General features: G+C 64.8%; 12 protein-coding genes. All 12 read right to left on the bottom strand.

Annotation, left to right across the window (positions count from 1 at the left end; translation table 11 throughout):
- Window positions 1-553 precede the first annotated feature (553 nt).
- The 12 genes from A39O_RS0120090 to atpG all read right to left on the bottom strand — a co-directional run bounded on the left by A39O_RS0120090 (window position 554) and on the right by atpG (window position 10,953).
- Window positions 554-997: a DUF29 domain-containing protein gene (locus A39O_RS0120090; protein ID WP_020506464.1), complete on the bottom strand. Its 444-nt coding sequence runs from the start codon at window positions 995-997 to the stop codon at window positions 554-556.
- A gap of 106 nt (window positions 998-1,103) precedes the next feature.
- Window positions 1,104-1,502: a hypothetical protein gene (locus A39O_RS42785; RefSeq protein WP_245561937.1), complete on the bottom strand. Its 399-nt coding sequence runs from the start codon at window positions 1,500-1,502 to the stop codon at window positions 1,104-1,106.
- A 74-nt stretch (window positions 1,503-1,576) separates the two neighbouring features.
- Window positions 1,577-1,996, bottom strand: a complete 420-nt coding sequence (locus A39O_RS0120075) for an OsmC family protein (RefSeq protein ID WP_026199564.1) — start codon at window positions 1,994-1,996, stop codon at window positions 1,577-1,579.
- A gap of 96 nt (window positions 1,997-2,092) precedes the next feature.
- Window positions 2,093-2,749 (bottom strand): hypothetical protein, encoded by a 657-nt coding sequence (locus A39O_RS41025; RefSeq protein WP_020506461.1) that lies wholly within the window; start codon window positions 2,747-2,749, stop codon window positions 2,093-2,095.
- Between the two features lie 326 nt (window positions 2,750-3,075).
- Window positions 3,076-3,876, bottom strand: a complete 801-nt coding sequence (gene kdsB / locus A39O_RS0120065; RefSeq protein WP_020506460.1) for a 3-deoxy-manno-octulosonate cytidylyltransferase — start codon at window positions 3,874-3,876, stop codon at window positions 3,076-3,078.
- A gap of 45 nt (window positions 3,877-3,921) precedes the next feature.
- The gene (lpxK, locus tag A39O_RS0120060) at window positions 3,922-4,935 is read right to left on the bottom strand and encodes a tetraacyldisaccharide 4'-kinase (protein WP_020506459.1); all 1,014 of its coding nucleotides are present in this window, start codon (window positions 4,933-4,935) and stop codon (window positions 3,922-3,924) included.
- Between the two features lie 269 nt (window positions 4,936-5,204).
- Window positions 5,205-6,971 (bottom strand): lipid A export permease/ATP-binding protein MsbA, encoded by a 1,767-nt coding sequence (msbA, locus tag A39O_RS0120055; protein WP_020506458.1) that lies wholly within the window; start codon window positions 6,969-6,971, stop codon window positions 5,205-5,207.
- Window positions 6,968-7,417, bottom strand: a complete 450-nt coding sequence (locus A39O_RS0120050; protein ID WP_020506457.1) for an ExbD/TolR family protein — start codon at window positions 7,415-7,417, stop codon at window positions 6,968-6,970. Before A39O_RS0120050 ends, msbA begins: the two co-directional genes overlap by 4 nt.
- Window positions 7,417-8,040, bottom strand: a complete 624-nt coding sequence (locus A39O_RS0120045) for a MotA/TolQ/ExbB proton channel family protein (RefSeq protein ID WP_026199562.1) — start codon at window positions 8,038-8,040, stop codon at window positions 7,417-7,419. Before A39O_RS0120045 ends, A39O_RS0120050 begins: the two co-directional genes overlap by 1 nt.
- 138 nt (window positions 8,041-8,178) lie before the next feature.
- Window positions 8,179-8,601 carry a F0F1 ATP synthase subunit epsilon gene (locus A39O_RS0120040; RefSeq protein WP_020506455.1) on the bottom strand — a complete coding sequence of 141 codons (423 nt, stop codon included), beginning with the start codon at window positions 8,599-8,601 and terminating at the stop codon, window positions 8,179-8,181.
- 12 nt (window positions 8,602-8,613) lie between these two features.
- On the bottom strand, window positions 8,614-9,996 hold the full coding sequence (gene atpD, locus A39O_RS0120035) for a F0F1 ATP synthase subunit beta (RefSeq protein ID WP_020506454.1): 1,383 nt from the start codon (window positions 9,994-9,996) through the stop codon (window positions 8,614-8,616).
- A 93-nt stretch (window positions 9,997-10,089) separates the two neighbouring features.
- Complete coding sequence (atpG, locus tag A39O_RS0120030) at window positions 10,090-10,953, bottom strand: F0F1 ATP synthase subunit gamma (RefSeq protein WP_020506453.1); 864 nt, start codon at window positions 10,951-10,953, stop codon at window positions 10,090-10,092.
- Between the last annotated feature and the right edge of the window lie 39 nt (window positions 10,954-10,992).

Raw genomic sequence — 10,992 nt, 5'->3', positions numbered from 1 at the left:
CCAGGAGCTCGTAGAACCGGTCTTCGGTTGCCGCCCGCCCGGCATACTCCCGGCGGGTCAAATCCAGGATATACCGGAGAAAATCCGGATCCGTGCGGATGATTTCCGGCAGCTCACGTCTGATCGAGCCGACGACCGGGCGGTGTTTGCCGAATTCAACCTCCAGCGGCAGGCCGACGTAGCCGAGNCCGATGATGGCCAGGGGGCAGTCTGGCGCGTTCAGGTGCGCGAGTGTAGGGGTGGCGGTGCTCTGGTCCATGTCGGGGGTTTGCGGCTGGCGGTCTGTTGGACACGTGGGGACGGTTCGGGTGCGGCAACGTGCTGACTGAGAGGGGCCGTCCTGGCACTGGGTTCCGGCATCCTGCCGGAACGACGGGATCAGGCGGTCAGGTCGAGGTCCGCGGTCGGGTCGCCGTGCAGGGGGATGCGGGGGCGCCGCCCGCTAAAGCGTCGGCCTCCGGTTGGGTCGCACCGGGCGCTGGGAGCGAAGGCTATTATGTGCAAATGGGTCGTTGGTCGAGGTGGGCTTCGGTGAGGAGAAGCAGGGGCAGGATCACCCCTCCTCAGGCAACCAATCGTCTTCCAACAGACGATCCAGCGCGTAAGGCAGCGTCTCCGGGAAGTGCACCAGCGACAATCCGGTTTCCTTGCTCGCCAATTTCGCGCCATCGCCATAGGCGGTCGCGGCGGCCTCTGCGAGCAGCGGCTTGAGGCTCGGAGCGTCTTGGAGCAGGTCGCGTATGCGCAGTCTTTGCTCCAGGATGGAACCTCGCCAGGAACTGGACCGATACGCCGGCTGGTGCTGCCATTTGAGCAGATGAGCCAGCAGAATTTTCAGCCGACTGACCAACTCCTGGCGGTCACGACGCCCCATGGTTTCCAGCTCCTCGACTAAATGCTCGATGTCCAACTCCTGGAATCGGCGTTGCCGGAGCAGCTCCGCGGTCTGTTGGGTCCAGGCATGAATGTCGTGCTCATAAAGATTCGTCATCGTCATTGAGCAATCCTCGTCGTATCTACATCCACCCGGCAGGCGCTCCGACAGGCGCCTTTGGAACACTGTGGATCTTGCAGGCGTGGGCAGTCAAACGGGTTTGGACACGCTACCGCCCTACCCTGTCAGTGGCGGGCATGGCCGAGGTCACACGCTCATCAAGGCCCCTCATAACGTTGCCACCTCCAGCGAGTCGCCGTAGGTCTCGATCCCCAGGCGCTCCGCCACCTGGCGCGCCCGGGCATCGATCATCGGCGAGATCACGATCAAGCTGATGCGCGTCCCATTTGCGGTTCTGCTCTTCTTTATATTCGTCCCACTTGCGGGCGCTCTCCTCCCGGTCGCGGCGCAGTTCAGCCAGGATCTCGTAGAACCGGTCTTCGGTCGCCGCCCGCCCGGCATACTCCCGGCGGGTCAAATCCAGAATATACCGGAGAAAATCCGGATCTGTGCGGACGATTTCCGGCAGTTCACGCCGGATCGTCTCTTTTAGTGATCGGCTCGTCATCTCGGTTTCAAGCCATGGGCTACGTTGCTGTTTTGCCTCCGCTTTCCAGCGCCGCTGGCCCAGGATGATCTGACCTACGGAGCTGCACCCGCGGCAACGATCTCGGTTCGGAACTGGGGCGCGTGCTCGATGGTCCGCTTGACGGCGCACAGGTCCATGGATCTCAGGATGCCGTCGCGGTATTTGTCCGGGAAGCCTTCCGGGAGGGTGAGGCGAAGGACCGCGGAGGCGGCACTGGGATCGGTCTTATGGCCTTGCCAGTCCATGGTCAGGCGCATGCCCACGGTGGGCAGGTCACGGCTCTGACAGAATTTCAGGGCGAAGATGCCGGCACAGGAGGCGATCGATGCCAGGAACAGGTCGAACGGCTGGGGTGCGGAGCCCGTGCCGCCGTGTTCGACCAGTTGATCGGTCGCAATGGTGTGTTCGCGAATGCGCGCGTCGACACGCGCGCCGCCGGGGAAGTCGACTTCGATGTGTTCCGTCATTGCCATGGGGAAGACTCCAAGGTCTGGGCAGATGCCGAAACGACCACGGCTAAAGTGGCCGTCAGCGGTTCGATCCGCGCGCGATGCCGCGGCGGACCAGGATCATTGGTCCTTATTGCCGCCGAACATTTTCATGGGGTTCGGCATCATCTTCATGGGATTGAAGCTGTTACCGCCGGCCCGCCCGGGCTCGGGCGGGGGGCCTTGATCGGCGCCGTAGGGGGCTCCGCTATAGCCGGGAACGGGGCCACCTGGAGCGTCGCCGTAACCGCCGCCCTGGGTCGGACGCCCGGGTCCACCCGCAGGACCGTACCCCGGAACTTGGGGTGTTCCGGCGGGGCTGCCATAGGCCGGCCCGGTGTAAGCGGGGATCAGATCATCGCGGCCTGGCCCGGGTGCCGGCTGGCCATAGGCCGGACCGAAGTAGGCGGGAATCTGGTAACCGGCACCGGGAGGGGGTGCCGGCTGTCCGTAAGCCGGGCCTGAATAACCGGGGACTTGACCTCCAGCGCCTGGAGCGGGCGCCGACTGACCATACGCGGGACCGGAATAGCCGGGAATCTGACCACCGGGACCGGGCACGGGCTGACCATAAGCCGGACCGGAATACGCGGGAATCTGACCACCGGCACCAGGCGCCGGCTGGCCGTAGGCCGGGACCTGATAACCATCGGGTCCGCCGCCTGCCGCCTGAGTGGCGGGGTCGGCACAGACCATCAGTGCCGCCAGGACGGCGATGCTGCTCGCGTGCTTGGACATGATTCCTCCGGTCGCTGTTTCTGTTGGCGAATCGGTTGGCCGCTCCTGAGTTGATTCGCCGGTGACGGCATTCTGCGCTTCGCGCGATAGTACTCGCAATCGGACGTCTCGGCCTACTCGGGGCAGCAGTTCCCCAGCAATTCCAATTTTGGGCGGCATCGCGCGATCCCTGGTGGATGCGGCGCGCGCGACCGCTGTGCCGGGCCCCTGACGCCGAGCGGCGCGCCTTATCCACCCTCTCATAAGCTATTCAAGTCTTGTAGGGTGGATAAGCGCAGCGCATCCACCCTACAAAATTGGATTTCGGCAGGAGTCCGGCCGCAGCCTCAACCGCCGAGCAAGGCGGCGACGCCCGCCAGGTCATGCGCGGTGTCGACGCCAGGTCCGGGCGGCTGCGCGGCCAGGCCGACGTGGATGCGCTCGCCGTGCCACAGGACCCGCAATTGTTCCAGGGCCTCGGCCACTTCCAGCGGCGACGGTTCCCAGGTGACATAGCGCCGCAGGAAAGCCGCGCGGTAGGCATAGAGCCCGATGTGGCGCAGGAAGGTGACCGAGGTCGGCAGGTGGCCGCGTTTGCCCATGAATTCGTCACGGTGCCAGGGCAGGGGAGCGCGCGAGAAGTACAACGCGAAGCCGGCCGCGTCGGTGACCACCTTGACTACATGGGGGTCGAACAGGCTCTCGCCGTCGGCAATCGCGAAGGCCAGGGTCGCCATGTTGGCTCCAGGGTGTGCGCTGAGGTTGCGGGCAACCTGGTCGATCAGGGCGGGCGGCATGCAGGGCTCGTCGCCCTGCAGGTTGACGACGATGGTGTCATCGGGCCAGGCGCGGCGCTCGATGACCTCGGCGATCCGGTCCGAACCACTGCGATGGTCGGCCCCGGTGAGTTGGGCCTCGGCGCCAAAGGCGGCACAAGCGGTGACGATGCGCTGGTCGTCGGTCGCGACGATCACCTCGCCGGCGGCGCTCGCCCGCGCGCGCTCAACCACATGCTGGATCATGGGCTTGCCGTGGATGAGCAGCAGCGGCTTGCCGGGAAGTCGGGTGGAGCCGAACCGGGCCGGGATCACGACCTTGAAGTCCGGGGTCACGGCGGGTGCGGGCGCAGGGCGTTGCAGGGTGTTCAAGGGTTGAATACCTCCGGCGGGTTCCGGATGGATGCAAAGGGGCAGTTAGCGCCGGATCTTGCCGTATCCGCGGGATGGTTGGCGAGGAAAATGACGTTCGGACAAGTGCGCGAAGAAGGCGGCGACGAAAGCGTCGTCCGGGACCGCCTCGACCGGACAAGCCCACAGGTCGGCGCGCGCGAACCGGGCGCATTTGACGGCGTCCTTCTCGGTCATCAGCACGGGTCCCGACGGCCAGGTCTGCGCATCGGCAGCGGTGAACGCATGGTGGTCCGGATAGGGCCGTTCGGCCGCCTGGATGCCGTGAGAACGCAGCATGGCGAAGAACCGTGCGGGGTTGCCGATGCCGGCCACCGCGGTGACCTGCCGGTCACGAAAGGCGTCCAGGGGTCGGGTGCGGGTCGGGTCGCGCAGGTCGATGGCCGCGCCGGGAACCAGACTGAACCGGTGCCCAGGAGCGGTGCCGCCGTTGTGGATCACCAGATCCACGGTTTGCAGCCGCTCGCGCGGTTCGCGCAGGGGACCGGCGGGCAGGCAGCGGCCATTGCCCAGGCCACGGTCACCGTCGACCACGGCGATCTCGAGGTCGCGGGCCAGGCGGTAGTGCTGAAGTCCGTCGTCGCAGAGCAGCAGGTCGCAGCCGAGACGGTGCACTGCCAGTTCGCCATCCGCATACCGATCCGGGCCCGCCACCACCGGACAGGGCGCGCGCCGGGCAAGCAGGAGTGGTTCGTCTCCGACCACATCGGGGTCGTCAGCGGGGCTCACGGTCCGCGGCCAATGAACCGACCGAGCGCCGTAGCCGCGGGTGATGATGCCGGGCCGCCAACCGCGCGCCGTGGTGAGTTGCGCGAGCTTGAGCACCAGGGGTGTCTTGCCCGTTCCGCCAACGGTGAGGTTACCGACGATCACCACCGGAATCGGCAGCCGCCGGACGGCGAAGTATCCGTTGCGATAGCCGCTGCGGCGCAACCGGGCAATGGTGCAGTACAGCCAGCCCAGCGGTGCCAGAGCCAGGGCCAGCGGATGTCGGCCGTACCAGATGGGCGTTGGGTCCAAGGATGGTCACCTTATCAGTCGCACCGTGAGTCCGTGGGAGCGGCCTCCGGCCGCGATGGGGCCACATGGGATCTCGCGGTGTGGAAAGTTCACGATGGTCCCGATCGCGGCCGGAGGCCGCTCCCACATCAGACCTTCGTGGCCGTCCGCACGACGCGGGCCACAAGCCGTGAGTTGTGGCGCTACCGGCCGCTGGAGCGGCCGGACGGCATTCCCACGCTGGAGCGTGGGAACGAGAACACACCATCGCATACCGCACTGGGCGCGGTTTAAGCGTCAGCGAGTCCGTCGTGAAACTGAAGTCGATGCAGCCGGGCATAGTAGCCGCCCAGGCTGATCAGGTCGGCGTGGCGGCCTTGCTCGACGATACGGCCCTCCAGCAGGACCAGAATGCGGTCGGCGTTCTCGATGGTGGACAGCCGGTGCGCGATGACCAAGGTGGTACGCTGCGCCATCAACAGTTGCAGCGCGGCTTGGATGTGGCGCTCGGCCTCGGTGTCGAGTGCGGAGGTGGCCTCGTCCAGGATCAGGATGGGGGCGTCTTTGAGCATGGCCCGGGCGATGGCCAGACGCTGGCGCTGGCCGCCCGAGAGCAGGACGCCACGGTCGCCGATCATGGTGCCGAAGCCCTGGGGCAAGGCGCGGATGAACTCCAGTGCATGGGCGGCTTCGGCCACGTGCTCCAACGCCTCCTGCGTGGGCGGCACGGGCCGACCATAGGCGATGTTGTTGGCGATGCTGTCATTGAACAGCACGACATCCTGGCTGACCAGGGCGATCTGATTGCGCAGTTCAGCCAGCGATAATTCCCGGATCGGAACCCCGTCGATCAGGATCTCACCGCCGGTAGGATCGTAGAAGCGCGGCAACAGGCTCGCGATGGTGGTCTTGCCGCTGCCCGAGCGGCCGACCAGCGCCACCTTCTCCCCTGGAGCGATGATGAGGTCGAGATTGCGGATTGCCGGCGCCTTGTCGGGCGCATATTGGTGCGTGACATCACGGTACTCGATGCGGCCTTGGGCGCGGCCGAGGGTGCGGGTGCCCTGATCGTCCTCGGTCTCCGAATCCAGCAGCTCGAACAGGCTCTCGGCCGCGATGATGCCGCGCTGCAGGTGCGCATTGACACCGGTGAGACGCTTGACCGGGGGAAGCAGCAGACCCATGGCGACCACAAAGGACATGAAGGTGCCGACCGTGATGTCCGCGCGCAGCCCCTGCATGGTGGAGAGATAGACGATCAAAGCAATGGCCAGAGCCGAAATCAATTGCACCAGGGGCACACTTGCCGATTCGGTAGCGATCATCTTCATCTGCAATGAGCGGGTCTTCTCATTGATATAGCCGAACTCGGCGGTTTCCTGCGCTTGCCCGCCGAAGGACTTGACGACGCGATGCGCGTCGATCGCCTCCTGGGCCACGTGCGTGAGTTCGCCGACCCGGTCCTGAATGCGTCGACTGTAGCGTCTGAACCGCTTGGTGGCGTACTTGACGGCACCGACCATGACCGGACCAATGATCAGGAAAATGGCCGACAGGGTGGCGTTGATATAGAGCATGTAGGCCATCAGGCCGATGACCGAGGCGCCGTCGCGCACCAGGGTGGTGACGGCCGAGGTGGCCGCGCTCGCCACGTTTTCGACGTTATAGGTGAGCTTGGCCAGAATATGGCCGGATCCGTGTTGATCGTAATAGCGGGTGGGGGCGCGCAGCAGGTGCTCGAACATGGCCTGGCGCAGATCCGCCACCACGCGTCGTCCGACCCAGCTCAGAAAATAGTCATTGATGAACCCGGCGATGCCGCGCACCAGAAAGATGAGGATCAGGGCCAGCGGCATCAGGCGAACGATGGATTCATCCTTGTGCACGAAGCTGCCGTCGATCAGCGGTTTCATCATTGCAGCAAAGAGCGGCTCGGTCGCGGCATAGATCAACATGCCGAAGATCGAGACGGCAAACATACGCCAATAGGGCTTGGCGTAGCCGAGCAAGCGGCCATACACCTGACGGGCCGCCAGTTGGGGTAGCTCTTGCGTCATTGCGGTGCGGCCGGCGGGGTCCGGCGCGCGGTCGCGAAGGAGACTTTATTCAATCCCACTTCCGCGGCGGCATCCAGCGCTGTCATGACGGCCTGATGAGGCGTGTTGGCGTCGGCCTGGATCAGCACGGGCATGCCCTTGCGTTGGTTGATGGCGCCGGTGAGTGCGCGCACCAGGGTCATCGCCTGTTGGTCGACGACCAAGCGGTCATTGACATAAAAGGTCCCGCTCTGGTCAATGATGATCCGGATCGACTCGGCTTCTTTGGCTGGCTGGTCCTGACCCTGGGCCTGAGGCAAGGTGACCCGCAGGCGCGTCTGCTCCTGGCCGGATTCGTCCTTGAAGGTGGTGGAGACCATGAAAAAGATCAGGAGCAGAAAGACGACGTCCAGGAGCGACGTCAGGTTGATCTCGGGCGGCTGGGAGCGGCGGGTGCGCAGATTCATCAGGACTCGCTGCCCTCTTCGCGTTCGCCCTTCATGACCTCGACCAGGCGCAGGGCCTGCATTTCCATGTCGATAGCGAATCGTCCCACCCGGCTGTCGAAGAAACGATGGCAGAGCAAGGTCGGGATGGCGACCGAGAGACCGGCCGCGGTGGTGATGAGCGCTTTGGCAATGCCGCCCGAGAGAATCCCGGCGTTGCCTGTTCCGGCGTTCATGATGACACCAAAGATGTCGATCATGCCGAAGACGGTGCCGAGCAGTCCGAGCAGGGGCGCGACTGAGGCGATGGTGCTGAGGGTGTCGAGATGACGTTCGAGCCGGGCCACGACATGGCGGCCGGTATCGGCAATGGCCTCTTTCATCACCTCACGGGAATGATTACGGTTGACCAGTCCAGCCGCCAACATCCGGCCCAACGGGGAGCCGGCACGGATCGCTTCGATCTTTTCCTCGCTGAGCTGCCCCTGGCGGTGCAATTGCCAAATGCGGGTGACCAGGTCCTCGGGCATGATCCGCGCCCGGCGTAATGTCCAGGCACGGTCGATAACCAGCGCGGTCGCTATGACGGAACAGGCGGCGATCGGCCACATGAGCCAACCGCCCGCTTGCATCAGTTCAAGCAAAAATTCACTCCTATTGCGAACGCGGGTGCCGCAAGGCGTCTAACCATGATTCCGAACCATAGTAAAACGCCCCCGGCGCGTGGCGACGGGGGCGTTGCCCGGAAGGACGGCACGCGAGCGGCGGCCACCCCCATCCGGTTAGCCGCGTCGCATCTTGCGCATCTTCTCGATGGCACGCAATTGAGCGATCGCCTCGGCCAGTTCGGATTGCGCCTTGGCGTACTCGAACTCGGCCGTTTGACCGGCGAGTGCGTCCTCGGCGCGGCGCTTGGCCTCCAAGGCGGCCGCCTCGTCGAGGTCATGGGCGCGAATCGCGGTGTCGGCCAGGACGGTCACGGCCATGGGCTGGACTTCCAGCACGCCGCCGGACACGTAGAAATGCTCCTGCTCGCCCGCTGCGTTCTCCACCCGGACGTCACCGGGACGCAGCCGACTGATGAAGGCCGTGTGACGGGGCGCGATCCCGACCTCTCCTAACTCGGCAGAGGCGTAGACCATGGAGGCGATTCCGGAGTGGATGGCCCCCTCGGCGCTGACGATGTCGACTTGGATCGTTGCCATGGGTCTCTCCCCTTAGCCGGCCATCTTCTCGGCTTTGGCCACGGCCTCCTGGATACCGCCGACCATATAGAAGGCCTGCTCGGGAAGGTGGTCGTAGTCGCCGTTGACGATGGCCTTGAAGTCCTTGATGGTGTCAGCCACGTGGACGAAGGCGCCGGGTGCGCCGGTGAAGACCTCAGCCACCGTGAAGGGCTGCGACAGGAAGCGCTGGAGCTTACGGGCGCGGGCCACGGTGAGTTTGTCGACCTCGGAGAGTTCGTCCATGCCGAGGATGGCGATGATGTCCTTGAGCTCCTTGTAGCGCTGAAGCGTTCCCTGCACCGCACGCGCCGTCTCGTAGTGTTCGGCACCGACCACGTTGGGGTCGAGGATGCGGCTGGTGGAGTCGAGCGGATCCACGGCCGGGTAAATGCCGAGTTCGGCAATCTGGCGGGACAGCACCAGGGTCGCGTCCAAGTGGGCGAAGGTGGTGGCCGGGGACGGGTCGGTGAGGTCGTCCGCAGGAACGTAGACCGCCTGGAAGGAGGTGATGGATCCGGTGCGCGTCGAGGTGATGCGTTCTTGCAGGGCACCCATCTCGGAAGCCAGCGTCGGCTGATAGCCCACGGCGGACGGCATACGGCCGAGCAGCGCGGACACTTCGGTGCCGGCCAGGGTGTAGCGGTAGATATTGTCCACGAAGAGCAGCACGTCGCGGCCTTCTTCGCGGAAATACTCGGCCATGGTCAGGCCGGTCAGGGCGACGCGCAGACGGTTGCCCGGCGGCTCGTTCATCTGACCGTACACCAGGGCGACCTTGTCGAGAACGCCCGAGTCCTTCATCTCGTGATAGAAGTCATTGCCCTCGCGGGTCCGCTCGCCGACGCCGGCGAACACCGAAAAGCCGCCGTGGGCCTTGGCGATGTTGTTGATGAGTTCCATCAGGGTGACGGTCTTGCCCACACCGGCGCCGCCGAAGAGGCCGACCTTGCCGCCCTTGACGATCGGCATGATGAGGTCGATGACCTTGATGCCGGTTTCGAGGATCTCGGTGGAGGCCGCCTGATCTTCGAGCTTGGGAGCCTCGCGATGGATGGCCCAGCGCTCGTCGGTGCCGATCGCGCCGAGTTCGTCGATCGGGTGACCGAGCACATCCATGATGCGCCCCAGGGTCGCCTGGCCCACCGGCACGCTGATCGGCGCGCCGGTTGCAGTGACCGCGGCGCCGCGCTGCAGGCCGTCGGTGGAACCCATGGCGATGGTACGCGCGATACCGTCACCGAGTTGCTGCTGAACCTCGAGGGTCAGACCGACGGAATCGATATGCAGCGCCTCATAGACCTTCGGCATCTCGCCGCGGGCAAACTGCACGTCGACGACGGCGCCGATGATCTGGGTGACGTTACCGGAACTCATAGTCTCTTCCTCATTCGTCGCCTGGGCAGGCGTCTGCGGATGCTGTTGTAACCTTGAAGCCGTGATCGCGCTGGGCGTTATCGCCGGGGCCGGCTAAACAGCCGCCGCGCCACTCACGATCTCGGAGATTTCTTGGGTGATCGCGGCCTGACGCGCCTTGTTGTAGACGAGCTGCAACTCGCTGATCAGGTTGCCGGCGTTGTCGGAGGCGGACTTCATCGCGACCATGCGCGCGGCCTGCTCACAGGCACCGTTCTCGACCACCGCCTGATAGACCAGTGACTCGATATAGCGCGTCAGCAGCGAATCGAGCACGGTATGCGCATCGGGCTCGTAGATATAGTCCCAGTGCAGCGGCATGGACTGTCGCTCGCCCGGTACCAGCGGCACCAGTTGGCGAATCACCGGCTTTTGCGTCATGGTGTTCACGAACTCGTTGCTGGCGATATAGATCGCGTCGATCTTCTTCTCTTCGAAAGCGTCCAGCATCACCCTGACCGTACCGATCAGTTCCTCGACGTGTGGCTTATCGCCGAGGTGCGTGGCCTGGGCCAGCACGCTGCCGCCGAAGCGTTTGAAGAATCCCAATGCCTTGGTGCCGATGGTGCAGAATGCGGGATCGACCCCGAGGGCACGCTGCTCCTTGATTTCGGCAATCAGTCGCCGGAACAGGTTGCTGTTGAGACCGCCGCACAGCCCGCGATCGGACGAGACGACGATATAACCGACCCGCTTGCGCTCGCGTTCGACGGCCATGAACGAGTGGCGATACTCGGGCGTCGCGCGGGCCAGGTGGCTGATCACCTCGAGCATCTTCTGCGCATAGGGCTTGGACGCAGCCATCCGCTCCTGGGCACGGCGCATCTTGGACGCCGCGACCATTTGCATGGCTTTGGTGATCTTCTGCGTGCTTTTGATGCTCGCGATCTTGGTTCGGACTTCTTTGGCGCCGGCCATTTGCTCAAGCTCCCAGCTTCCAGCCGTCAACCGCCAACG

It is taken from the genome of Lamprocystis purpurea DSM 4197 (assembly GCF_000379525.1).
GTDB classification, from domain to species: Bacteria; Pseudomonadota; Gammaproteobacteria; order Chromatiales; family Chromatiaceae; genus Thiodictyon; species Thiodictyon purpureum.
Note: the sequence above shows the minus strand (reverse complement) of the source record. Positions and strands in the feature narration are given on the sequence as shown.